Genomic DNA, 24,678 nt, shown 5'->3' with positions numbered 1-24,678 from the left:
GACCTCGCCCCGTGATCGACAGGGGGTGAGGTCTCAGGGGCCGAACAGTGTCAAACTCTAGTAGGTGGCGAACAGATGGGCCACCGCTTCGGGCTCCGACGTGACGGTCAGCGCCAGAGCGAGCAGGATCCGGGCCTTCTGCGGGGTCAGATTGTCGGCGCTGAGGATGCCGCGGCTGCGCAGGCGGGTGGTGAGCGGGACCACGCCGCTGCCGGCCCGCGTCGACATCACCACCACGATCCCGTCGGCGGCGGCAGCCTCCAGGGCCTCGGTTTCCCCGGGCGGGGTCATGCCCGGGGCGAGACCGGCCGCGACGAGGCCGCGGGCGCCCGCCGCCCGGAACGCCCGGACCGCGGTGCCGTCGGCATCGGCATAACCGTAGGAAATATCGACCCGCGGCAGCGCCGCGAGAGACCGGATGTCGAAGGGCGTGCCCGGCGCGTGGGCGCGCTCCGAGCGGCGATAGTAGCGGACGCTCTCGCCGTCGACCTGGCCGAGCACGCCGAAATCCGGGGTCCGGAAGGTCTGAAGCCGGGCCACCGAGGTCTTGGTGACCTCGCGCGCCGCCTGGATCTCGTCGTTGAGCACCACGAGGACGCCGCGTCCGCGGGAGGCCGGCGCCGCCGCGGTGCGCACCGCCGCCACGAGGTTGAGCTTGGCATCGGTGGAGAGCGCGCTCATCGGCCGCTGCGATCCGACCAGCACCACCGGCACGTCCACCGTCAGGGTGAGGCTGAGCGCGTAGGCGGTCTCCTCCAGGGTGGCAGTGCCGTGCCCGATGACGATCCCGGCGAGGTCCGGGTGCTCGGCCGCGAGGCGCTCGCATAGCAGGACGAGGTCGCGCCATTCGGCGAACCCGATCGCCGGGCTCGGGACCGCCCGGAACGGGACCGGCACCATCGCGGCGACCGTCGCCAGTTCGGGGACCGCGTCCAGGATCGCGCCGGCATCGAGACGCCGGTCGGTGGCGGTGTAGTCGAGGATGTCGAGGGCGTCGCGCCCGAGGGAGGAGATCGTCCCGCCCGTGCCGATGAACGCGACCTTGGGCAATCCCGCCCCCTGTGCTGCCGCCATACCGAGTCTCCCGACCGCTTTCGGCCCCGCGCAGGGGCTCGCGGTGTGATGCCGCCTTGAGCGGCCGAGGTCGAGACCGCTGCGCGCAGGCGGGCGATGCACGCAGCGGCGAGCCTGCGCGGTCTCAGCTCTTGAAGTCGAACAGCAGGGCCGAGACGCTGGCCCCGGTGCTGGTGCCGCTCGCCCCAGATCAGACGCCGGCGGCCAGGCGCAGTGGCGGAGCCATCTCGGCCGGGCGCGCCGCCGGTGCGGCGTGACTGTAGAGGCCGCGATGCTTCGGGTGCGGGCTGAGCCGGTCGGTCAGGCCGATCACCGTCTCGGCCGCGCCGAGCAGAAGCGCGCCCTCCGGCGCGAGTTGTGCGGCGAGCCGCGCCAGGACGTCCGACTTCGTCGGCGCGTCGAAATAGATCAGCACGTTGCGGCAGTAGATCACGTCGAATTGGCCGAGCGATGCGAAGCTGTGCAGCAGGTTGAGCTGACGGTAATCCACCATCGACCGCAGGCTCTGGGCGATCTGCCACTGCTCGCCGACTTGCGTGAAGTACTTGATCAGCCACTGCACCGGCAGGCCACGCTGGACCTCGAAATGGCTGTAGAGCCCGAGCTTGGCCTTCTCGATCACCTCGGTGGAGAGGTCGGTGGCCACGATCTCGACCTGCCAGCCGGCGAGCCGCGGCGCCGCCTCCTGGAGCAGCATGGCGAGCGAGTACGGCTCCTGCCCGGTGGAGGCCGCCGCGCACCAGATCCGCAGCCGCCGCCGGCTGGCGTTGCGCACCAGTGCCTCCGGTAGGAGCGTGTCGCGGAACAGGTCGAACGGGATCCGGTCGCGGAAGAAGAAGGTCTCGTTCGTGGTCATCGCCTCGACCACGGCCCGCTCGATCCCGCCGTTCTGGGCGAGCTTGAGGGCCCCGATGAGGTCGCCCAGCCTCCCCAGACCGAAGCGGCGGCAAACCGGGGTCAGCCGGCTCTCCACGAGGTAACGCTTCTCCGGGGTCAGCGCGAGCCCGGAGCGCTGCTTCAGGAAGGCGCGCAGGAATTCGAACTCGAGCTCGGTCATGTCGGCTGACCCGTGATCAGGGCGCGGAGCGCCGACGCGAGTTCGGGGAGCGGCAGGACTGCCTCGGCGAGGCCGGCCCGCGCGACGCTGCCCGGCATGCCCCAGACGGTGCTGGTGGCCTCGTCCTGGGCCAGCACCGGACCGCCGGCCTCGGTCAGTGCCCGCGCGCCGTTGGTGCCGTCCGAGCCCATGCCGGTGAGGATCACGGTGGCAGTCGCGGCGCCGAAGACGGCGGCCGCATCCTTGAACAGCACGTCGACCGCGGGACGGCAGAAATTCACGGGCGGCCCGTCGGTGAGCTTGATGATGGGGCCGCTGGGCCCCGCCGCGAGTCCCATATGGCGGCCGCCCGGGGCCACGTAGATGCGGCCCGGCTCGACGCGCTCGTCGGTCTTGCCTTCGGCCGCCGGGAGCCCCGTGCGGGTGGACAGGTGCTCGGCGAACACCGCCGTGAAGATCGGCGGCATGTGCTGGACGATGAGGACCGGCAGGCGGCGCAGGGCCGCGGCGCCGATCCCCTCCAGCATCTCGCCCACCGCCCGCGGACCGCCCGTGGAGGAGCCGATCAGAAGGGCGCGGGGCGCCGTGCGGCTGCGCACCTTGGGCCGCAGGGTGAAGGGGATCGCGGGACGCGGTGCGGCCGGCGCCGGAGGGGCCGCCTGCGCGGGCGCGGGAGCGGCGGGAATCCCGGCGGGGCTCGGGGCCGGGCGCCGGGTCCGCGCGCGGGCAGAGCCGAACACGCGGACACGCTCGATCAGGTCGGCCCGGAACGTGTCCGAGGTGGTGACCCCGCGGCTGCTCTCGGGCTTGGCGATGTAATCCACCGCCCCGAGGGCGAGGCACCGCAGGGAGATGTCGGCGTTGCGCGTGGTCAGCGTCGACATCATCACGACCTGCACGGTCGGGCTCATCGCGAGCATGCGCGGGAGCGCGGTCGTGCCGTCGAGCTCCGGCATCTCGATATCGAGCAGCACCACATCCGGGTCGTGCTTGCCGATCATCTCCAGGGCGATGCGCCCGTTCGAGGCGGTACCGACCAGCTCGAACCCGGCCTCGCCGATCCAGCGGGCGACGAGGCCGCGCACCACGGCGGAATCGTCGGCGACCAGCACGCGAATCGCGGGCGCGGACGACGTGGTGCCTTGGGTGGGCAGCGTGCGCAGTGGGGCGACCGCGGGACTCAGGGCCATGGTGAATGCCTCGGGTGCAGGGGCCGCCGGGAAGAACCAGCGGGTCTCGGTGCGTGTAATCAGGCCGCGTCGGCGACGAGTCCGACCTGCTCGAGCTTGGCCGTTAGGATATCGCGGTCGAAGGGCTTCATGATGTACTCGTCAGCCCCGGCCCGGAGCGCCCGGGCGATCGCCCCGACATCGTTCTCGGTGGTGCAGAACAGGACCTTCGGCACTTCCCCTCCCTGGCTCTGACGCAGGGCCTGGAGGAAGGCGTAGCCGTCCATGTTCGGCATGTTCCAATCGAGCAGGATGGCGTCGGGCATGTTCGCCGCGCAGGCTTCGAGGGCGGCACTGCCGTCCTCAGCCTCGCTGACGTTCATGCCGAGGTCCTCGATGATCCGGCGGGCCACCTTCCGGATCACCGCGGAATCGTCCACCACCAGGCAGGTGGTCTCGTGCGGCGCCTTCATCGCCTTCTCCCTCAAGCCGCCTTGGCGCCGGCAGCCGTGAAGCCGAGGAGCGCGTCCACGTCGAGGATCACCAGGAGGCGACCGTCGAGCCGGTGGACGCAGGTGGCGAGGTCGCGCCAGCGGGGATCCAGATTGATCGGCACCGCCTCACGGCTGTCGGCGCCGAGCTTCAGCACCTCGCCGACGCCGTCGACCACGAGGGCGAAGGTCTCGCCGCCCTGTTCCAGGCCGATCGCCATCTTCGGATTGGCCCTGGTGCCGTCCGCCTCGGGCTCGGCGTCGGGCAGGCCCAGGCGCCGGCGCAGGCACAGGGCCGTGACCACGCGACCGCGCAGGTTCAGGAGGCCGACGATCTCGGCCGGGGCCAGGGGCACCGGAGTCACGCCGGACGGGACGAACACGTCGTGGACCCGCTCGATCGCCAACCCGAACAGGGTGTCGCCGACATAGACCGTGACGAAATCGTCGGTGGCACCGCTCTCGGTGCCGTTGGCGTTGGCAGCCTGCATCAGAACTCTCCGATTTCGATCGTGTCGATCTTTTCGATCGACTTGGGGCGGGCGGCTCTGGGATCAGGCGGCTTTCGAGATCGTCGCGGCGCCGAGCTCGGCAAGGGCCGCGATGAGGCCGCTGCGGTCGAACTTCGCTACGAGGTCGTTGATCGCCAGGGACCGGGCGCGCTCGACCGCGTCGGCGCCGATCGCGCCCGAGAGGCCGATCACCGGGAGGGCGGCGAGCCGGGGCTCGGCGCGGCGCATGGCGGCGACGAGGTCGAAGCCGCTGCGGCCCGGCATCTCCAGGTCGGTGACCACCACCTCGATCTTCGGATCGGACTGGAGGGTCGCTAGAGCCGCATCGGCGCTCGCCGCCGTGATCACCTGGAAGCCCGCGGCCTTCAGGACCGGGCTCAGCATGTCGCGGAAGAAGGCCGAGTCGTCCACCAGCAGGACCGTGGAGAGCTGCTCGGGCCGCTTCAGGCCGCGCGCCCAGTCGTCGTAGGCGAGCGGCAGGAAATGGGCGATGTTGATGATGTCGGTGGCCCGGCCCCGCAGGACCGCCGAGCCGATCAGATCCGAGCGGTCGGCCGCGATCTCGATGTCGAGGCGCTCCTCGACGATGTCGACGATCTCGTCCACCACGAGGCCCATGGCGCGCTCGCCGTCGGAGAACACCACCAGGGCCTGGGTCCCCTCCGACTTGATCGTGATCGCCGGGTCGGCCGGGACCAGGGGCATCAGCCGCCCGCGGTACTGGATCAGCGCGCGGCCGCCGAGCCACTCGACCTTGGCGCACTCGATCTCCTCGAGTCGCGTGACCAGCGACAGCGGCACCGCCTTGAAGCTGCCCTGGCCGCCCTTGAACACCAGGAGCGTGGTCTTGGTGTCGGCCACCTCCACCGCCTCGTCGACATCGGAGTCGATGTGGCCGCCGCTGCCCTGGACGCCCTGCGCCACCTGACGGGCCACGCCGTTGGGATCGACGATCAGCACGACGGCGCCGTCGCCCAGGATCGTGTTGCCGGCAAACATCGGGATGTGGCGCAGCTTCGCCGACATCGGCTTCACGACGATCTCCTCCGTGTGGAAGACTTCGTCGACGAGGATGCCGAAGCGCTCGCGCCCGACCTGGGCGACCACCACGAAGCCCGCCTGCTCGGTCTCCGTGCCGGGGCTCGACTGTCCGAGCAGGCCGGTGAGCGAGACGATCGGGAGCAGCCGCTCGCGCAGGCGCAGCACCGGCGAGCCGTTGATGTGCTCGACCCGCTGCGCGCCGGCATCGACCCGCACCAGTTCCAGTACGGCCACCTGCGGTAGGGCGAAGCGGTGCTCACCGGCCCGCACGATCAGGGCGGCGACGATGGCAAGCGTCAGCGGGATCTTGATGGTGAAGGTGGTTCCGCGGCCCGCCGTGGTGGCGATGTCGATCAGGCCGCCGATGGTCTCGATGTTGGTCTTGACCACGTCCATGCCGACGCCGCGGCCCGAGACCGAGGTCACCGCCGCCGCCGTCGAGAAGCCGGCGTGGAAGATGAACTTGGCGACCTGCGCGTCGGTCATCCGCTCGACATCGGCCTGGGAGGCCAGCCCGCGCTCCACCGCCTTCTTGCGGATGGCCGCGAGGTTCAGGCCCTTGCCGTCGTCGGCGATCTCGATCGTGATCGTGCCGCCCTCGTGATAGGCGGCGAGCCGGATCGTGCCGCGGGCGGGCTTGCCGGCGGCCACGCGCTCGGCGGTCGATTCGAGGCCGTGATCCGCCGAGTTGCGGACCATGTGGGTCAGCGGGTCCTTGATCACTTCCAGGACCTGCCGGTCCAGCTCGGTCTCGTTGCCGACCATCACGAGGTCGATCTGCTTGCCGAGTTCGGCCGAGAGGTCGCGCACCACGCGCGGCAGCTTCTGCCACGCGTTGCCGATCGGCTGCATGCGCGTCTTCATCACGCCTTCCTGCAGCTCGGCGGTGACGTGCGACAGCCGCTGCAGCGGGACCTTGTAGCTCGAATCCTCGTGCCGTCGGGCGATCTCCAGGAGCTGGTTGCGGGTCAGCACCAGCTCCGAGACCATGGTCATCAGGTGCTCGAGCGTGTCGACGTTCACCCGGATCGTCTGGTTCTTGGCGGCGGCGGTCGCCTCGCCCTCGGTACCCTCGGCCTTCTCGGCGCGGACCGGCTCGGCCTTCTCGGCCTCGACCGCCTCAAGCCGCTTGGGCTCGCTCTTCGTCGCAGCGGCAGGAGCCTCGCCCGGGACGGGTGCGGCCGCCATCGGGGCGACCGGCGGCGGCAGGAAATCCGATTCGTCGGGACCCGGAGCGGCCAGGAAGGCGGCCTCCAGCTCATCCAGCGACACCTCGCCGGGCTTGAGTTCGCGGGACACGGGCTCGGGCAGCACCGGCTCGGGCAGCGGCGGGGCCACCTGCTCCGGCTCGGACGCTCCTTCGGCCATGCGCTCCAGCGCGGAGATCAGGTCCTCGTCAGACCCCGACGGCTCGGTCCCGGTGGCTTCGAGATCGGCCAGGATCGCCTTCAGCCGGTCGAGCGTCAGCAGAATCAGCGTGACCGAAGCCGAGGTGGCGGGCAGGCCGTCGCGGAATCGACCCATCAAGGTTTCGGCAGCGTGCGCCAAGGCCTCCAGGCGCGGAAGGCCCAGAAACCCGCAGGTTCCTTTAATCGTGTGGACGAGACGGAAGATGTTCCGAAGAATTGTTTCGTTGTTCGGGTCCTGCTCAAACCGAACCAGTTCGGCATCGACCGTGTCGAGATGCTCCCCGCTCTCGGTCAAAAACTCGCGAAGCAGGTCGTCCATAGGCGCTACTCGTTACGCGGAGAAGGTCTCGCGCAACGTACTTACTCGCGCGGGGTTAGGGAAGCGTTTCGATTCCCGCCCCGCAGAGATGTTTTTCAGAACTTCACGCGAGCGCTGTGTCCGAAGCCTCACCATCGGTCACGGTGGGTGCTGCGATCACTGCGGGCGCGGCCGTGATCGTCACTTCATCATCCTGGATCGCGAACTGCACATCCATGCCGGCGGCCCGCGCGACGAGGCCGGCATAGAACGGCAAGATGCCGTGGGCGTCGACGGTGCCGCTCTCGGGGCGGGCGGCCATCAGTTCCTCCACGTGCGGCGGGATGCGGGCATGCGAGCCCTTGGCCTTGAGCACGAAGGTCGGCGCCTCGCCGTCGCCCGAGACGACGACGTCGATGAGGCCGCCCCGCGGGATCGCCGAAGTCGCGATCATCACGAGGTTGAGGAGCAGCTTGACCTTGTTCTTCGGAAACAGAGCCTGCGGCGCGCTCCAGGTCAGCTTGGTCTTGTCGTCGGCGAACATGCCCTTGGCCACGCTCTCGGCGTCGGCGAGGTCGATCGACGCGCCGGCCGAGCCGGCCGCCCCGAAGGCGATGCGGGCGAATTTCAGCCGCGCCGAGGCTTGCCGGGCGCTCTTGCCGATCAGCTCCAGCGCGAAAGTCCGCATCGATTCGTCCTGGTCGTCCTCCAGGACCTCGAGCCCGTTCACGATCGCGCCGACGGGGCTGATCACGTCGTGGCAGACGCGGGAGCAGAGCAGGGCCGCGAGATCGAGGCTGTCGAGGTTCAGGGTGGGCGAGTTCGGGGAGGACATGGTGCGCTCCGGGCGGATCTGGGATTCGGATGTCTGCGGGCCGGAGCTCCGATCGGAGCTTCCGGGTCTCGGGTGCCCGATCCCGCGATCGGGCACCCGAGAGACCCCGCACGGCCTGCAGGCCAGACCGGGGGCGATGGACCGGCCCGCACGGATAGACGCCACGGTCCGCTTTGAAAAGCGTTACCGGGATTGACGGAGCGGCCGGGCCGGCGCCCAGATCGCAGTCAGGGCCGCGGCCGGAAATACGGAACCGGACAGGAACGGGCAGGATCGGGTAAGGTGCCGGCCCCGTCGAGCCAGGGAGGAATCGGCGTGAGACATGAAACCGGGATCCGGCACGCCTCGGCCCTCGCCCGGGCACGCCCGCGCAGGACGCGCAGCCCCGGCGGCGTGCGGCGCCTCTGACTGGCCGGGCTGATCGCATGCAGACCGCCCGAACCCTGCGCGAGAGCCTGCGGCCCGGCCTCCGGCTCGCCGATCCGGAAGCCGCGCGGGCGCGGCTCGCCGAGATTGAGCCGGCCTTCCCGGCCGGCTTCCTGACCCCCCCGTGCCGCGACCTGCTGCTCGGGCTCGCCGATCATTCGCCCTTCCTCTGGCAGGCAGCGGCCCGGTCGCCGGATCGCCTCGTCGCGCTGCTTGGGCAGGAGCCGGAGGCGGCGAGCCGGGACATCATCGCGCGGCAGCGCGCGGTCGGCGCGTCCTGCGGGGTCAATCCCGACCTCGCCGAGGTCGGCCGGCGGCTGCGCGGCAACCGGGAGGCGTACGCCCTCCTGGTCGCGCTGGCCGATCTCGGCGGCTGCTGGGACCTCGATGCGGTCACCCGGGCGCTGTCCGCCTTCGCCGACGCGTCGGTGGGCGCGGCGGCCGAGGCCTTGCTCCGGCAGGGCATGGCGGCCGGGCGCTTCACGCCGGCGGACCCGGACCGGCCGCAGGACGGGTCCGGCCTCATCGTCCTGGGGCTCGGCAAGCTCGGCGGCTGCGAGCTGAACTATTCCAGCGACATCGACCTGGTGGTCTTCTACGAATCCGAGCGCGCCGCGGCCGCGACGGGCGGAGACCCCAAGGCGTTCTTCGTCAAGCTCGCGCAGGGCTTGGTGAAGCTCCTGTCCGACCGGACCGCCGACGGCTACGTCCACCGCATCGACTACCGCCTGCGGCCGGACCCGGGCTCCACCGCGGTGGCGCTCTCCACCGTCTTCGCCTTCGACTACTACCAGACCCTCGGCCAGAACTGGGAGCGGGCCGCCTTCATCAAGGCCCGGCCGATCGCCGGCGACATCCCGGCCGGCCAGGCCTTCCTGGCCGAGCTGGCACCGTTCATCTGGCGGCGGCATTTCGACTTCCCGGCCATCGCCGAGATCCACGCCCTGAAGCGGCAGATCCACATGGTCCGCGGTCACGAGACCATCGCGGTCGGGGGACACGACATCAAGATCGGCCGCGGCGGCATCCGGGAGATCGAGTTCTTCGTCCAGACACAGCAGCTCGTCTTCGGCGGCCGCAAGCCGCGGCTGCGAGGCCGCCGCACGGTCGAGATGCTCGCCGAGCTCGTCGCCGAGGGCTGGATCGACGGGCAGGCCCGGGACGAGCTGACCGCTGCCTACGCCTTCCTGCGCACGCTCGAGCACCGGATCCAGATGGTCCGGGACGAGCAGACCCAGCGCCTGCCCACCGGGACCGAGGCGCTGACCGCGCTGGCGCTGTTCTCGGGCTTCCCCGATCTGGCGGCGTTCGAGGCGGCGCTGCTCCACCATGCCGGCCAGGTCCAGGCCCATTACGCGCTCCTGTTCGAAGCCGAGCCGGAGGCCGGAGAGGATGGCGGCGCCCTGGCGTTCGGCGAGAACGAGCCGGAGCCCGCCACCCTGGCGCGGCTCGGCGCCTTCGGGTTCCGCGACCCACCCCTAGCCTGGGAGACCGTGCAGGGCTGGCACCGCGGCCGCCGCCCGGCGCTGCGCACTGGCCGGGCGCGGGAGATCCTCGCCGAGATGCTCCCGGCGCTGCTCCGGGCGCTCGGCGGCACCACCGATCCGGACGCGGCGCTGCTGGCCCTCGACCGGGCCTTCGCGCGGATGCCTGCGGTGGCGGAACTCCTCGCGATCCTGCGCTCCCACGAGCGCCTGCGGCTTCTCTTCGCCGATATCCTGGGGACAGCGCCGCGCCTCGCCGACACGGTCGGCCTCAGCCCGCACGTCCTCGACACGGTGCTCGACGCCGACTTCGTGACGCCCACCACGGATCCCGGACAGGTCCGCGCGCAGTACCGGGCCCTCGTCGGGCAGCCGGCGAGCCACGAGGAGTTCCTCGACCGCTGCCGGGACGCCACCCGACAAATGTCGTTCGTCACGGGGGCACGGCTCCTGTCGGGCATCCTCACGCCGCACCAAGCCGGCGAGGCCTACACGGCCATCGCCGAGGCGACGGTGGCGCTGAGCCTGGAGGCGGAGGAGCGCCGCTTCGCCATCGACCACGGCGCGGTGCCGAAGGGTCGGTGCTGCGTTCTCGCCCTCGGTCGGCTCGGGTCGCGGCAGCTCAGCGCGGAATCGGACCTCGACCTCGTGTTCCTCTACGATTTCGATCCGGAGAACCGCACGAGCGACGGTCGGCGCCCCCTCGACGCCGTGGTGGCCTACAACCGGCTGGCGCAGCGCCTCTTCGCGGCGCTCACCACCGCCACCCGGCGCGGCCGGCTCTACGCGGTCGACCTGCGGCTACGGCCCTACGGCAGTCACAGCCCGCCCGCCGTGCAGCTCACCGGCTTCGCCGCCTACCACCGCGACGAGGCTGAGCCCTGGGAGCACATGGCGCTCGCCCGCGCCCGGGTCATCGCGGGCGACGAGACTCTGAGCGCGGCAGTCACGGCTGAGATCGCCGGGACCCTCGCCCGCCCGCGCGACCCCGCTCAGGTCTGCGCCGAAGCGGGCGCTATGCGGGCCCTTGTCGCAAAGGAGCGTGGTCATGCCGGCCCCTACGACTTGAAGCTCGCGCCGGGCGCGCTGTTCGACCTCGATTTCCTGGCTCAGGCCATCGTGCTGAGTCACGCGCGGGACTGGCCCGCCTGCATCGGCCTCGGCGCGGAGGATGTCTTGCGCGGGGCCGGTGCGCGCGGCCTGCTGCCCGCCGCGACGGCTGAGCCCCTCGCCGAGACCTACGGGTTCCTCGACGCGGTCTACCAGTGGCAGCGGCTGGTGATGGCCGATCCCACCTCCGCCCCCTCCGATTCGGCGGCCCGGCAGATCGCCAAGGCCATGAACCTGCCGGATGCCCGCGGCCTCGCGGCGGAGCTGCGCCGGCACCGGCGCCGAAGCCGCGCGCTTCTCGCGCGGATCAGGCGGTCGGTGACCAAGGGGGTGAATCCCTAGAGGCGCCCCTGCGGATCCAGGGCTTCGCGTGCGGATGGGCGCGGTCGGACATGGATCGCCGGCGATCGTGCGCGGGCTCCCGCTCCACGATCCCGGAGCCGGGACCCAGCGGAAGAACCGCCACGCGGCGCCGCCGCTTGTGGCGCCGGCCGCTTCGGTCTAACCGTCCTCCCCCACGCGGGCGCCCGATGCGCGGCCCGCCAGCCCCCGAAAACCCGGCCGGACGAGAGCCATGGTCGCCCATACCCGCGCCGATACGGCGCCCAGCCCCCAGGATCCCGCACTGGTCGGTGCCCGAATCCTCGTCGTCGAGGCGCGTTACTACGACGTGATCGCCGACGAGCTCCTCGCCGGCGCCCGCGCGGCGATCGAGGCGGCCTCCGCGCAGGCCACCGTTGTGACCGTGGCGGGCGCCCTGGAGATCCCCGCCACCGTGGCGATCCTGCTCGACGCGGAGCCCTACGACGCCGTGGTGGCGCTCGGCTGCGTGATCCGCGGCGAGACCGGCCACTATGACATCGTGGCCGGGGAGAGCGCCCGCGCGCTCATGGACCTCTCGGTCGAGCGCCGCATTCCCCTCGGCAACGGCATCCTCACGGTCGAGACTGAGGCGCAGGCCCTGGCCCGGGCCCGGGTCGCCGAGATGAACAAGGGCGGCGGGGCGGCCGAGGCGGCGCTCGGTGTGCTCGCGCTCAAGCGCGCGGCCGAGACGGCGCGCCGGCGATGATGGAAACCGACATGACCGGGACCACCGATACTCCCGCCGAGGACGGCGCCAAGGCGGCCGACACGGCCAAGATCAGTCCGCGCAGCGGCGCCCGCCTTGCCGTGGTGCAGGCGCTCTACGAGATGGACATCTCCGGCAAGGGCGTCCTCGACGCGCTCGCCGAGTTCGAAGCCTTCTGGATCGGCCAGGAGGTCGACGGCATCGCCCATCCCCCGGCCGAGACCGCCTTCTTCCGCGACCTGCTCCGCGGCACGGTCGAGGAGCAGCGGGCCATCGACCCCAAGCTCGACCAGGCGCTCGCCCAGGGCTGGCCGCTGCGACGCATCGAGATCGTGCTCCGGGCGATCCTGCGGGCCGGGGCCTACGAGCTGATGTTCCGGCCCGACGTGCCGGTCGCTGCGGCCATCTCGGAATATGTCGACGTGGCCCACAGCTTCTACACGGCCGACGAGCCGGGCCTCGTCAACGCCGTGCTGGACCGGGTGGCCCGGGAGGTGCGGCCGGGCGAGGTCGGAGCCGCCAAGAGCTCCGGCAAGCCGGGTTCCTCCAAGCCGCTGCCCGGCAAGTCTCCCTCCGGGAAGCCGCCGGCCAAGAAGGCCTGAGCCTTGGCCGGGCCGGGCCGCACCTCCGAGGAGGGGCTGATCGCCCGCTACTTCGCCCCGCTGGCGGGGCCGGGTGCGGATGGGCTCCGCGACGACGCCGCGACCCTGACCCCGGCGCCGGGGCACGATCTCGTGCTCACCGCCGACGCCATCGTGGCCGGGATCCACTACTTCCCGGACGATCCGCCGGCCTCGGTCGCCCGTAAGGCGCTCGGCGTCAACCTTTCCGACATCGCCGCCAAGGGTGCCGTGCCGCGCGGGTTCCTTCTGACCCTGGCGCTCCCTGACGACTGGACGGAGGAGTGGCTCGCCGCCTTCTCGGCCGGCCTGGGCGAGGCCGCCGCTGAGGCGGGCTGTCCGCTGCTCGGCGGTGACACCGTGCGCGCCGGCGGCCCGGCGCTCATCGGGGTGAGCCTGATGGGCGAGGTGCCGACCGGCGCGATCGTCCGGCGCACCACGGCGCGGGTCGGGGACCGGATCTGCGTCACCGGCACCATCGGCGATGCGGCGCTCGGCCTGCGGCTCCGCCTCGAGCCCGAGGCGGCCTGGGCGTCCGCCCTCGATCTGGCGCAGCGGGCGGTGCTGGCCGATCGCTACCTGCATCCGCAGCCACGCCTCGCCGCTGCGCATGCGGTCCGCCGTCACGCCACCGCCGCCATGGACGTCTCGGACGGGCTCGCGGGCGACCTCGCCAAGATGCTGGGCAGGGGACGCACGGCCCGGATCGACGTGGCCGCCGTACCGCTCTCGGAGCCGGCGGGGCGCGCCTGCAGGGCGGATCCCACCTTGATCGACGCGGTCCTGACCGGGGGCGACGATTACGAGATCCTCTGCGCAGTTGCACCGGAGGACCTCGAAGCCGTCCGGGCCGAGATGGCGGAGGCCGGCGTCGCGCTCACCGCCATCGGCGCCGTCACGTCAGGCGACGGGCCGCCCCGATTTGAGCTGAGCGACGGCGCTACGCGCCTGTTCGCGGCCGGATCCTTCAGCCACTTCTGAGCCGGTCGCGGGCCGACCGGGTCCGGGCCGGCAGGGGGCCGCCCGGCTTGGCGCCTGCGCGGTCATCCCGGGATGGGGCAGGCGAACCCGGAATTCGCACGCGCCGCCGATGCACGGCCTGGTACCTCGGCGGCTCTGGATCTCCCGCTCCGCTGCGCGGTCCCGAGGTGACGGCCCGCCGGGTCATCTCGGCTCCCGAGAGCGGGAGGTCACGGCCGTCAATTCTGCATTCTGCAAGATAGTTCGCCGGCTTTGACAGTTCCGGCCTTGCGCAGCGCAGCATTCGTGCGTTGCGCTGCAAACAACGTGAAACTTGGCGTTTGCGCTCTCCGGCGAAGTTTGGCAATCAAGGCATTGTTCTGGGAAGGAAAGCCCCGAATCCGAGCACCACGTCCCATGGCCGTCGTCAGGCGGCCAAGCTCGACAATCACAAGCCCACGCCAGGCACGATAATAACAAGGACGGTCGAATGATTCCCTTGGTTCTGATCATCGTGGGCGGGCTCTGTGCCGTCGCCTACGGCATCGTCACGATCCTCGACGTGATGCGGCGCGACGCCGGTACCCAGCGCATGCAGGAGATCGCCGCCGCCATCGCGGAGGGCGCGCAGGCCTATCTCCGGCGGCAGTACACGACCATCGGCCTCGTCGGCGTGGTCCTGTTCGTGCTGCTCGCCGTCTTCCTCGGGATCAAGGTCGCCATCGGCTTCCTGATCGGCGCCGTGCTGTCGGGCGCGGCGGGTTTCATCGGCATGAACGTCTCGGTGCGGGCCAACGTGCGCACCGCCCAGGCCGCCTCGACCTCGCTCGGCGGCGGCCTCGACATGGCCTTCAAGTCGGGGGCGGTGACCGGCATGCTGGTCGCCGGCCTCGCGCTCCTCGGCGTCGCCCTCTACTATCTCTATCTCACCCGCGGCGCCGGCCTCGACCCGTCGAGCCGCGAGGTGATCGACGCCCTTGTGGCTCTGGGCTTCGGCGCCTCGCTGATCTCAATCTTCGCGCGCCTCGGCGGCGGCATCTTCACCAAGGGAGCGGATGTCGGCGGCGACCTCGTCGGCAAGGTCGAGGCCGGAATCCCCGAGGACGATCCGCGCAACCCCGCCACCATCGCCGACAACGTGGGCGACAACGTCGGCGACTGCGCCGGCATGGCGGCCGACCTGTTCGAGACCTACGCGGTCACCATCGTGGCCACCATGGTGCTGGCCGCGATCTTCTTCTCCGGCCCCACCGGCAGCGGCCGGGACGTGCTGGAGTCGATGATGCTCTACCCGCTCGCCATCGGCGCCGCCTGCATCGTCACCTCCATCGCCGGCACCTTCGCGGTGCGGCTCGGAGCCAACCAGTCGATCATGGGTGCGCTCTACAAGGGCCTGATCGCGGCCGGCGTCCTGTCGATCGCGGCCATCGCGCTGGTCAACATGACCCTGCTGGGTGGCTTCGCGACGTCCTTCACCACGTCGACCGGCGTCACCTTCACCTCGGCCGCCCTGTTCGGCTGTGCGGTGATCGGGCTCGCCATCACGGCGCTGATCGTGGTGATCACCGAATACTACACCGGCACCAATTTCCGCCCGGTGAAGTCGATCGCCACCGCCTCGGTCACCGGCCACGGCACCAACGTGATTCAGGGCCTGGCGATCTCCCTCGAAGCGACCGCGCTGCCCGCCATCGTGATCGTGGCCGGCATCATCAGCACCTATGCGCTCGCAGGCCTCTTCGGCATCGCCATCGCGGTCACCGCCATGCTGGCGCTCGCGGGCTTCATCGTGGCCCTCGACGCCTTCGGGCCGGTCACCGACAATGCCGGCGGCATCGCCGAGATGGCGGGCCTGCCCTCCGAGGTGCGCAAGTCGACCGACGCTCTCGACGCCGTCGGCAACACCACCAAGGCGGTGACCAAGGGCTACGCGATCGGCTCCGCGGGCCTCGGCGCGCTGGTGCTGTTTGCCGCCTACACGTCTGACCTCAACTACTTCATCGCCAATGCGAGCCCGACGCAGTACCGCTTCTTCCAGGGCGTCAGCGTCGATTTCTCGCTGTCCAACCCCTACGTGGTGGTCGGCCTGCTGCTCGGCGGCCTGATCCCGTTCCTGTTCGCCGGCATCGCCATGACGGCGGTCGGGCGCGCGGCGGGCGCGGTGGTCGAGGAGGTTCGGCGTCAGTTCCGCGCCAAGCCCGGCATCATGCAGGGCACGGACCGGCCCGATTACGGCCGGGCCGTCGACATGCTGACCCGGGCGGCGATCAAGGAGATGATCGTCCCGTCGCTGCTGCCGGTTCTGTCGCCGGTGGTGCTGTTCTTCGTGATCCAACTCATCGCCGGGAAGAACCAAGCCTTCGCCACCGTGGGTGCGAGCCTGCTGGGCGTGATCCTGACCGGCCTCTACGTGGCGATTTCGATGACCTCCGGCGGCGGCGCCTGGGACAACGCCAAGAAGTACATCGAGGACGGCCACCACGGCGGCAAGGGCTCGGAGGCCCACAAGGCGGCGGTGACCGGCGATACGGTGGGCGACCCCTACAAGGACACGGCCGGTCCGGCCGTGAACCCGGCGATCAAGATCACCAACATCATCGCCCTGCTGCTGCTCGCCGTGCTGGCGCACAGCTGAGGGCAGCTGAAACCCAGGCCTGCGATCAGGGCCGGGCTCCGAGCGGGCCCGGCCCTTCGCATGCCGGCATGTGCGCCCCCGCACGCCCCTGCCGTTCTTGCTGCATTGCACCTTGGCATCGCCGCGCCGCAGCGCCACCTCGGCGCCGGAATAAACCGGACGCGGCCTGCGCCGCACCAGCACGAGGTAACCCATGCCGTCCCTGCTCGACCCGATCCGTATCGGCGCCATCGAGGCGAAGAACCGGATCTTCATGGCGCCACTCACCCGCGGCCGCGGCACGCGCGAGCACGTGCCGACCCCCATCATGGCCGAGTACTACGCGCAGCGTGCCGGCGCCGGCCTGATCATCAGCGAGGCCACCGGCATCTCCCAGGAAGGGCTCGGCTGGCCGTTCGCGCCGGGCATCTGGTCCGACGCCCAGGTCGATGCCTGGCGGCCGATCGTGAGGGCGGTGCACGACAAGGGCGGCAAGATCGTCTGCCAGATCTGGCACATGGGCCGGCTGGTGCATCCGGACTTCCTCGATGGCGCCAAGCCCGTCTCGTCCTCCGCCACCACGGCGCCGGACCAGGCCCACACCTATTCCGGCAAGAGGCCCTATGCCGAGGCGCGCGCGCTCGAGGTCGCCGAGATCCCGCGGCTGCTCGCCGACTACGAGCGCGCCACCGCCAACGCCCTGGCGGCGGGCTTTGACGGCGTGCAGATCCACGCGGCGAACGGCTACCTGATCGACGAGTTCCTGCGCGACGGCACCAACCACCGCACCGACCAGTACGGCGGTTCCATCGAGAACCGCGTGCGGCTCCTGCGCGAGGTCACCGAGGCGGTGGCCAAGGTGGCCAAGCCCGAGCGCACCGGCGTGCGCCTCTCGCCGAACGGCGCAATCCAGGGCTGCAACGATTCCAACCCCGAGCCGCTGTTCGTGGCCGCCGCCCAGGCGCTCGCCGATGTCGGGATCGCCTTCCTGGAGATGCGTGAGCCGGGGCCGGACGGGACCTTTGGCAAGGCCGATCATCCGCCGATCGCCCCGGCGATGCGGCGCGTATTCCGCAACCCGATGATCCTGAACGCCGATTACGACGGGATCAGCGGCCAGAAGGTGCTGGATGCCGGCGAGGCCGACGCGATCGCGTTCGGGCGCACCTTCATCGCCAATCCCGACCTGGTCGAGCGGATCGCCAGGGGCGCGCCGCTCAACAAGGATAACGCCGCCACGTGGTACAGCCAGGGCCCGGAGGGCTACATCGACTACCCGACCCTCACCAAGGCCCGCGCGGCGTAAGGCGACCCGCGATCGGCCGCCGCGCCCCTCCTGTGCGCGGCGGCACCTAGGCAGGGGGGCGGAAGCAACTTATGTGAGGAACGGACCATGGATGTGCCGGCACCTCACGCGCTCGCGGCTTCCGAACCGACCGTCGGCGCCTGGAGCGCCGCGGATCGGATCGCGGAACTGCGCGATCTCGCGATCCTCGATTCCGAGCCGGAGCCGCTCTACGACGATCTCGTCCGGGTGGCCGCCCATGTCTGCCGCGCGCCCGTCGCCCTCGTCAGCCTGGTGGATGCCGAGCGGCAATGGTTCAAGTCGGAGGTGGGGCTCGGCAAGCGCGAGCTGCCGATCAACTGCTCGGTCTGTGCCCACACGATCGAGGCGGGCGACATGCTCGTCATCCCGGATCTCACGGCCGATCCGCGGACGGTCGAGAATCCGCTGGTCAGCGGTCCGCAGGGGTTCCGGTTCTACGCCGGCGCGGTGATCCGCGGCGGGCAGGGCATCCCGCTGGGCGCCCTCTGCGTGCTCGACCGGTCCCCGCGTCCGGACGGCCTCGATTCGGAGCAGACTGCCACGCTGATCGCCCTGGCGCGCCAGATCTCCAGCCTCCTCGAACACCGTCGGACGCTCGCCCAGGTGGCGGCCCGCGAGGCGGAGGTTGCCGCGAGCGAGCGCCGCTTCCGGGTGATGACCGCGGCGATGCCCCAGATGGTCTGGACCACCCTCCCGGACGGGTTCCACGATTATTACAACGACCGCTGGTACGAATTCACCGGGATGCCCTACGGCTCCACCGACGGGGCGGGCTGGAATGACGTGTTCCATCCTGAGGATCAGGAGCGGGCCTGGACGCGCTGGCGCCACTCGCTCGCCACCGGCGAGCCCTACGAGATCGAGTACCGCCTGCGTCATCGCAGCGGCACCTATCGCTGGACGCTGGGCCGCGCCATGCCGATCCGGGACGCCGAGGGGCGGATCGAGCGCTGGTTTGGAACCTGCACCGACATCGACGATCTGAAGCGGGCCGAGGCCGAGGCACGCAAGCTCGCGGTCATCGTCGAGACCTCCAAGGATTTCATCGGCCTTTGCACCCTGGAGGGCGAGATCACCCACCTCAACGAGGCGGCCCTGGCGCTCGTCGGCCTGCCCGACCTCGCCGCCGCGCGCCGGCACAGGATCCCGGACTTCTTTACCGACGACAGCCGCCGCGTCCTGGCCGGGACCGTGATGCCGGCGGTGCGCCGGGACGGCTACTGGGAGGGGGAACTGGCCTTCCGGCATTTCGCCACGGGCGAGCCGGTGGCGGTCCTGTACAACATTTTCCCGGTGCGCGACCCGACGGGGGCCGAGGTCGGCTACGCCACCGTCACCCGCGACCTGCGGGAGGTGAAGCGCGCCGAGGAGGCCCGTGACCTCCTGATCCGTGAGCTGTCCCACCGGATCAAGAACATCTTCGCGGTGGTCGGCGGCCTCGCCGTGCTCACCGCCCGCAGCGATCCGGCGGCCAAGCCGTTCGCGACCGCCTTCCGCGAGCGGCTCGGCGCCCTCGCGCAGGCCCATGAATATGTCCGCCCGCATTCGCCCGAGAGCGCCCCTGCGGTGGCGGGCCAGACGGTGTTCGGGCTCATGCGCCTGATCATGGCCGCCTACGCCGAGGGCGGTCGTCCCCGGGTCGTCATCTCTGGGGACGACGCCGAGATCGGCGAGCGCACCGCGACCGCCCTCGCGCTGATCATGCACGAGCAGGCCACCAACGCGATGAAGTATGGCGGGCTCTCCACCAAGGAGGGCGGCGTCTCGCTGAGCGGCCACCGGGAGGCGGACCGCTACACGCTGACGTGGCAGGAGGCGGGTGGACCGCCGGTCGCGGGCGCCCCGTCCCGGAAGGGGTTCGGCACGGTGCTGGCTGAGCGCAGCGTCGCCGGCCAGCTCGACGGCGTGCTGGAACATGACTGGGCGCCCGGCGGCCTCCTGATGCGCCTGAGCGTCCCGCTCGAGAATCTCCGGACCTGAGATGGCCCGGCAACCGGGTGTGCTCGGGCCGCGTCTCGTCGTCCTCGACTTCGACGGAACCCTCGCCGACAGCTTCGACTGGTTCTGCTCGGTCCTGAACGGGGTCGCCGACCGCTACCGTTTCTGCCGGGTCGAGGCCCACGAGGTCGAGGGATTGCGCCTTCAGGGGGCTCGCGCGATCGTGGCCCATCTCGGCATTCCGCGCTGGAAGCTGCCGTTCATCGCCCGCCATATGCACGCGCTGGCCGCGCGCGATGCCGCGCAGATCGCGCTGTTTCCCGGCATATCGGCGATGCTGGCCGAGATCGCGGCCGCCGGCGTGCCGCTGGCGATCCTGTCGTCAAATCGCGCCGACACGGTCCGCCGCGTGCTCGGGCCGGACAATGCGGCCCGCATCGGTGCCTATGCCTGCGGAGCCTCGGTCTTCGGCAAGGCGCGCCGGCTTCGGGCGCTCCTTGCGCGGACGGGGGTCGCTCCCGACCGGGCACTCTGCATCGGTGACGAGATCCGCGACTTGGAGGCGGCGCGCGCTCTCGGCTGCCCGTTCGGGGCCGTGGCCTGGGGTTATACCGATCCGCAGGCCCTGGCGGCGCTGGGCCCCGAGCATCTGTTCGCCGAGCCCGCGGAGATCGCCCGCCTCGTGGCGGGCGACGCGGCTTACATGCCGCGGTTCGCGCCCGGCACGACGCTGGCGCCGTTGCCGCTGCCGAACGGCTCGTAGCGGGTGAGGCCGCGGAACAGCTGGCTGAGGAAGGCCCGGTCGGCGCCGCTGGTCGGCGTGGTGCGCTCGATGAAGTCGAACACCTTCCCGTCCTGCAGGCCGTAGAGTGCGACGCGCTCGACCTTGAAGGCAGGGGTGAAGTAGACCGCCGTGACCTTCTGGTCCTCCACCTGCTCGCCGAGGAACATGATCGTCCGGCGGGTGTTCTGGGAGATGTAGTACCAGGATTTGTTGCCCACCGTGGACACCGTCGACGGCGTGCCGAGGATCTGCAGCACCTGCTCGGGGCCCATGCCGGGCTTGATCGTGGCGAGCGCCGCCTGATCGACCTGATAGCCGTGGCGCAGCTCTTCGCCGATGCAGCCGGACAGGCCGGCTCCCGCGAGGCCGAGCAGGGCGAGGCGCGCGAAGGACTGGACGAGACGGCGCCGCATCGGGCCCCCAGAGAACGTGTGGACGGACGGGGGCGCAACCGATGCCGCCGGCACGGGACTCCGACGGCGCTTGCGCCCTGGGCGTGGGTTGCCGTACCGCGGGGTTATGGCTTTGACAAGGCAAGCTTGGCCACAGGGGGCCGCCTCTCGCAGGGCGACCCGACCGGCCGGGATGGGACACCGATGATCGCCGGACTGTTCCGGCGGGCGAACGCGCGGCGGCGCGCCATCGAGGGGCTGCACCTCGCCCTGAGCATGGCCGCGCGCCGGCCGGGTCTGTATACGCGCCTCGGCGTGCCCGACACCGTGGAGGGCCGGTTCGAGGCCCTGTGCCTGCACGCCATCCTGATCCTGCGTCGGCTCAACCGGCTACCGCCCCCGGCCACCGAGGTTGCGCAGGATCTCGTGAATTCGGTCTTCACCCAGCTCGACGCCTCTCTGCGCGAACTGGGTGTCGGCGACATGGGCGTTTCGAAGCGGATGAAGAAGCTCGGTGCCGCCTTCTACGGTCGCGCCGAGGGCTACGACGCGGCCCTCAACGCCGGTGACGCCGCGGCCCTCGCGACGGTCCTCGGGCGCAACGTGCTCGGGGGCGAGGGTGATGGAGCGGGTCTCGCCGCCTACGTGCAGGCGGCCGACGCTGCTCTCGCCGGGGTCGATCTCGACGGGCTCCTCAGCGCCGCGCTGCCCTTTCCGGAGCCGGACGGCTTCGCACCCTCGCCGGGAGCGGCTGGAACCAGAGCAGGAGATATCGCGTGACCCGAGACAGCAGCCAGGACAACGGCCCGCTCTCGCGCTGGGTCAATGTCGAGCGCCTGCCTCAGGGGCGCGGCGCCGTGACCGTGGAGGCGAGCCCGGCCGAATGTGCGGCGCTCGCGGCCGATTTCGGCATCCCGGGCATCCGCGATCTGGTCGGTCGCTTCGCGATCGAGGGCCCCACCAGCCGCCTCACCGTGACCGGTACCGTGGAGGCTCAGGTGACGCAGGTCTGCACCGTCAGCCTTGAACCCTTCGAGGCGCCGGTTCGTGAACCGGTCGAGGTGGTGTTCACCGATACCGACCGGCTCGTCGGCACTGATGCCGAGGACGCCGACATCCCCGACCCGCTCGTGGGCGGGCGCATCGATTTCGGGGCGCTCACCGCCGAGTTCCTGGCCCTGGGCCTCGATCCCTATCCCCGCAAACCCGGCATCACCTTCGAGCCCGTCGTGGTGGGTGAGGATGCGGGGCCCTTCGATAGCCTCCGCAAGCTCCGTGACGGCGAGGGCTGAGGCTCCTGTTGGCCGCCCGGAACTGCGGGCCGCCCGATTTCATTTGCCCGCCGGGCCGGTATCGCTATGGTCCGCCGCGCCCGGCGGGGCCCGTCCCGCCTTTTCCCGCCGAGACCCGTGATCCGCTAACGACATGTCCCAACGCGTGTGCATCTCGCTCGACGCCATGGGCGGCGACCATGGGCCCTCCACGGTCGTTCCCGGCGCGGCCCTCGCCCGCGAGCGTCATCCCGGCACCACCTTCCTGATGTTCGGCGACGAGGCCGTGATCGCGCCGCTCGTCGCCAAGGAGCCCCGGCTCAAGGATTGCGTCGAGATCCGCCACACTAGCGTGGCGGTGGCGATGGACGACAAGCCGAGCCAGGCGGTGCGCCAGGGGCGGGGCAAGTCCTCCATGTGGCAGGCGATCCAGGCGGTGCGCGACGGGCAGGCCGATGCCTGCGTATCGGCCGGCAACACCGGCGCCCTGATGGCGATGTCGAAGATCTGCCTGAAGACGATGTCGGGCATCGAGCGTCCGGCCATCGCCTGCCTGTGGCCGACGGTGCGCGGCGAGAGCATCGTGCTCGACGTCGGCGCGACAATCGGCACGGACGCGGAGCATCTCGTCGAGATGGCCGTGATGGGCTCGGCCATGGCGCGCATCGTGTTCGATCTCGATCGGCCGACCGTTGGCCTGCTCAATGTCGGCACCGAGGAGATGAAGGGCAACGAGGCCGTCAAGGAGGCCGCCCGGATCCTGCGCGAGATGGACAGCCCGGGGCTCGCCTACCACGGTTTCGTGGAGGGCACAGACCTCGGCCGGGGCACGGTGGATGTCGTCGTGACCGAGGGTTTCACGGGAAACATCGCCCTCAAGACCGCCGAGGGCACCGCCAAGCAGATCGCCACCTATTTGCGCGCCGCCATGACCCGGACGCTGGCCGCCAAAATCGGCGCCCTGTTCGCCCGGCAGGCCTTCCGGGCGCTGCGGGAGAAGATGAACCCGAGCCGCGCTAACGGCGGCGTCTTCCTCGGCCTGGAAGGCATCGTCATCAAGAGCCACGGCTCGGAGAACGCGCAGGGCTTCGCGGCGGCCATCGATCTGGCGCACGACATGGCCCGGCACGACATGATCCGTACGATCCGCGAAATGCTCGACCAGACGGCGGCCCTGGCGCCGGCCTGACGGCCGGTGCCGGCCTGAACGCCCGTCGATGGACGGGATGGAAATCGGACGGTTGCGGCGACACAGCTGACGCTCGTGAAGCCGGCGCCGTCCGGGAAGGACAAATATGGCAACCCTCCGCACAGACCCCGCCCAGGCCCGGCGCGCGCCAGCCCTCCGCTCGGTGGTGGTCGGGACCGGGTCGAGCCTGCCCGAGCGGGTGGTGACGAACGCGGCCCTCGCCGAGCAGGTCGACACGTCGGACGAGTGGATCGTCCAGCGCACCGGAATCCGCCAGCGCCACATCGCAGCGGCCGACGAGACCACCTCGGTGCTCGGAACCCGGGCCGCCCGGGCGGCCCTGGACGATGCCGGGCTGACGGGCGACGACATCGACCTCATCATCTGCGCGACCTCGACCCCGGACCATACCTTCCCGGCGACCGCCACCCAGATCCAGGCGGCCCTGGGCATCGGCCAGGGCGCCGCCTTCGACCTGCAGGCGGTCTGCGCCGGGTTCGTGTTCGCGGTCTCGACCGCCGACAAGTTCCTGACCACCGGGGCGGCCCGCCGGGCGCTGGTGATCGGCGCCGAGACGTTCTCGCGGATCGTCGACTGGGAGGACCGGACCACCTGCGTGCTGTTCGGTGACGGGGCCGGAGCGATCGTGCTGGAGGCGCGCGAGGATGCGGACGGCCGCGGGGTCCTCAGCACCAGCCTGCGCTCGGACGGACGGCACCGCACGAAGCTCTACGTCGACGGCGGGCCGGGTTCCACCGGCACCACCGGCCACCTGCGCATGGAGGGCCGCGACGTCTTCCGGTTCGCCGTCGGGCAGGTCACCGACGTGATCGTCGAGGCCTTCGAGCAGGCCGGCATCACCGCGGCCGAGCTCGACTGGTTCGTGCCGCACCAGGCCAACCGCCGGATCATCGAGGCCTCGGCCGACAAGCTCGCCATCGCCCGGGAGAAGATCGTGCTGACGGTGGACCGCCACGGCAACACCTCGGCGGCCTCGATTCCCCTGGCTCTCGATGTGGCGCGGCGGGACGGTCGCATCCGCGCCGGCGACCTCGTGATGATCGAGGCCATCGGTGGGGGCTTCAGCTGGGGGGCGGCGCTGATCCGCTGGTGACCCCTCGGGTGACAGGCCCGCAACGATTCGGCGGCCAGGCGCGGTTGACCGGGGACGGAGCGCCGATTAGCGTGCCGGATCATAGGGATACGCCTTCAGCGTTCGGCGCGGCCGCGGGTGCCGCGCCCGACGCCATGGGGCGAGAGATGTGGGCGAGGGGACACGGCATGGCAGGCAAGACGGTGACGCGCGCCGACTTGAGCGAGGCCGTCTATCATCAGGTGGGCCTGTCGCGGACCGAGTCGGCTGCCCTCGTCGAGACCGTGCTCTCGGAGATCTGCGCCTGCCTGGCGGGCGGTGAGACGGTGAAGCTGTCCTCGTTCGGCTCCTTCGTGGTGCGCAGCAAGGGCAAGCGCGTCGGCCGCAATCCCAAGACCGGGGTCGAGGTCGCGATCGAGCCGCGCCAAGTGATGGTGTTCAAGCCCTCAAACGTGCTCAAGGCCAAGATCAACGGCCTCAACGGTACGGGCCAGCACGACGAATAGACCATGGCC

Annotated in this window: 21 protein-coding genes; 13 read left to right on the top strand and 8 right to left on the bottom strand. The window is 70.9% G+C overall.

Going from position 1 to position 24,678, the window contains the following annotated elements:
• Positions 1-57 precede the first annotated feature (57 nt).
• From ACYCO6_RS29595 to chpT, 7 genes are all read right to left on the bottom strand, one after another.
• Positions 58-1,074, bottom strand: coding sequence for an asparaginase (locus tag ACYCO6_RS29595; RefSeq protein ID WP_459766038.1), 1,017 nt, complete (start codon positions 1,072-1,074; stop codon positions 58-60).
• 190 nt (positions 1,075-1,264) lie between these two features.
• Positions 1,265-2,131 (bottom strand): CheR family methyltransferase, encoded by an 867-nt coding sequence (locus ACYCO6_RS29590; protein WP_459766036.1) that lies wholly within the window; start codon positions 2,129-2,131, stop codon positions 1,265-1,267.
• Positions 2,128-3,321, bottom strand: a complete 1,194-nt coding sequence (gene cheB, locus ACYCO6_RS29585) for a chemotaxis-specific protein-glutamate methyltransferase CheB (RefSeq protein ID WP_459766034.1) — start codon at positions 3,319-3,321, stop codon at positions 2,128-2,130. The genes ACYCO6_RS29590 and cheB overlap by 4 nt, the downstream gene beginning before the upstream one ends.
• A 59-nt stretch (positions 3,322-3,380) precedes the next feature.
• Positions 3,381-3,773: a response regulator gene (locus ACYCO6_RS29580; RefSeq protein WP_459766032.1), complete on the bottom strand. Its 393-nt coding sequence runs from the start codon at positions 3,771-3,773 to the stop codon at positions 3,381-3,383.
• Positions 3,774-3,784: 11 nt separating this feature from the next.
• Positions 3,785-4,282 (bottom strand): chemotaxis protein CheW, encoded by a 498-nt coding sequence (locus tag ACYCO6_RS29575; protein WP_459766030.1) that lies wholly within the window; start codon positions 4,280-4,282, stop codon positions 3,785-3,787.
• 63 nt (positions 4,283-4,345) lie between these two features.
• Positions 4,346-7,072 (bottom strand): hybrid sensor histidine kinase/response regulator, encoded by a 2,727-nt coding sequence (locus ACYCO6_RS29570; protein ID WP_459766027.1) that lies wholly within the window; start codon positions 7,070-7,072, stop codon positions 4,346-4,348.
• A 103-nt stretch (positions 7,073-7,175) separates the two neighbouring features.
• The gene (gene chpT, locus ACYCO6_RS29565; protein ID WP_459766025.1) at positions 7,176-7,886 is read right to left on the bottom strand and encodes a histidine phosphotransferase ChpT; all 711 of its coding nucleotides are present in this window, start codon (positions 7,884-7,886) and stop codon (positions 7,176-7,178) included.
• A gap of 425 nt (positions 7,887-8,311) precedes the next feature.
• Between chpT and ACYCO6_RS29560 the strand changes: the two genes are divergently transcribed.
• The 8 genes from ACYCO6_RS29560 to ACYCO6_RS29525 all read left to right on the top strand — a co-directional run bounded on the left by ACYCO6_RS29560 (position 8,312) and on the right by ACYCO6_RS29525 (position 20,197).
• Positions 8,312-11,248, top strand: a complete 2,937-nt coding sequence (locus ACYCO6_RS29560) for a bifunctional [glutamine synthetase] adenylyltransferase/[glutamine synthetase]-adenylyl-L-tyrosine phosphorylase (RefSeq protein WP_459766023.1) — start codon at positions 8,312-8,314, stop codon at positions 11,246-11,248.
• Positions 11,249-11,480: 232 nt separating this feature from the next.
• Positions 11,481-11,975 (top strand): 6,7-dimethyl-8-ribityllumazine synthase, encoded by a 495-nt coding sequence (ribH, locus tag ACYCO6_RS29555; RefSeq protein ID WP_459766021.1) that lies wholly within the window; start codon positions 11,481-11,483, stop codon positions 11,973-11,975.
• Positions 11,976-11,986: 11 nt separating this feature from the next.
• Positions 11,987-12,577, top strand: coding sequence for a transcription antitermination factor NusB (nusB, locus tag ACYCO6_RS29550; RefSeq protein ID WP_459766019.1), 591 nt, complete (start codon positions 11,987-11,989; stop codon positions 12,575-12,577).
• 3 nt (positions 12,578-12,580) lie between these two features.
• Complete coding sequence (thiL, locus tag ACYCO6_RS29545; protein WP_459766017.1) at positions 12,581-13,576, top strand: thiamine-phosphate kinase; 996 nt, start codon at positions 12,581-12,583, stop codon at positions 13,574-13,576.
• Positions 13,577-14,045: 469 nt separating this feature from the next.
• Entirely contained in the window at positions 14,046-16,190 is a 2,145-nt protein-coding gene (locus ACYCO6_RS29540) for a sodium-translocating pyrophosphatase (RefSeq protein WP_459766015.1), read from the top strand.
• A gap of 193 nt (positions 16,191-16,383) precedes the next feature.
• Entirely contained in the window at positions 16,384-17,475 is a 1,092-nt protein-coding gene (locus ACYCO6_RS29535) for an alkene reductase (RefSeq protein WP_459766013.1), read from the top strand.
• Positions 17,476-17,562: 87 nt separating this feature from the next.
• Positions 17,563-19,476, top strand: coding sequence for a PAS domain S-box protein (locus ACYCO6_RS29530; RefSeq protein ID WP_459766011.1), 1,914 nt, complete (start codon positions 17,563-17,565; stop codon positions 19,474-19,476).
• A gap of 1 nt (position 19,477) precedes the next feature.
• Positions 19,478-20,197, top strand: coding sequence for an HAD hydrolase-like protein (locus ACYCO6_RS29525; RefSeq protein ID WP_459766009.1), 720 nt, complete (start codon positions 19,478-19,480; stop codon positions 20,195-20,197).
• Here ACYCO6_RS29525 and ACYCO6_RS29520 read toward each other — a convergent pair.
• The gene (locus ACYCO6_RS29520; RefSeq protein ID WP_459766007.1) at positions 20,134-20,631 is read right to left on the bottom strand and encodes an outer membrane protein assembly factor BamE; all 498 of its coding nucleotides are present in this window, start codon (positions 20,629-20,631) and stop codon (positions 20,134-20,136) included. The two genes, ACYCO6_RS29525 and ACYCO6_RS29520, sit on opposite strands and share 64 nt — an antisense overlap.
• Positions 20,632-20,814: 183 nt before the next feature.
• On the opposite strand from ACYCO6_RS29520, the gene ACYCO6_RS29515 reads away from it, so the two are divergent.
• From ACYCO6_RS29515 to ACYCO6_RS29495, 5 genes are all read left to right on the top strand, one after another.
• On the top strand, positions 20,815-21,390 hold the full coding sequence (locus ACYCO6_RS29515) for a ubiquinol-cytochrome C chaperone family protein (protein WP_459773779.1): 576 nt from the start codon (positions 20,815-20,817) through the stop codon (positions 21,388-21,390).
• A complete protein-coding gene (locus tag ACYCO6_RS29510) occupies positions 21,387-21,902 on the top strand; it encodes a YceD family protein (protein ID WP_459766005.1) in 516 nt (171 codons plus the stop codon). Before ACYCO6_RS29515 ends, ACYCO6_RS29510 begins: the two co-directional genes overlap by 4 nt.
• 133 nt (positions 21,903-22,035) lie before the next feature.
• Positions 22,036-23,070, top strand: a complete 1,035-nt coding sequence (plsX, locus tag ACYCO6_RS29505; RefSeq protein WP_459766003.1) for a phosphate acyltransferase PlsX — start codon at positions 22,036-22,038, stop codon at positions 23,068-23,070.
• A 106-nt stretch (positions 23,071-23,176) separates the two neighbouring features.
• Positions 23,177-24,184, top strand: a complete 1,008-nt coding sequence (locus tag ACYCO6_RS29500) for a beta-ketoacyl-ACP synthase III (RefSeq protein ID WP_459766001.1) — start codon at positions 23,177-23,179, stop codon at positions 24,182-24,184.
• 167 nt (positions 24,185-24,351) lie between these two features.
• A complete protein-coding gene (locus ACYCO6_RS29495) occupies positions 24,352-24,669 on the top strand; it encodes an integration host factor subunit alpha (RefSeq protein WP_459765999.1) in 318 nt (105 codons plus the stop codon).
• The last annotated feature ends 9 nt before the right edge of the window (positions 24,670-24,678 follow it).

The organism is Methylobacterium sp. CM6257, from assembly GCF_054611515.1.
This window is presented reverse-complemented; position numbering and strand designations above follow the sequence as displayed.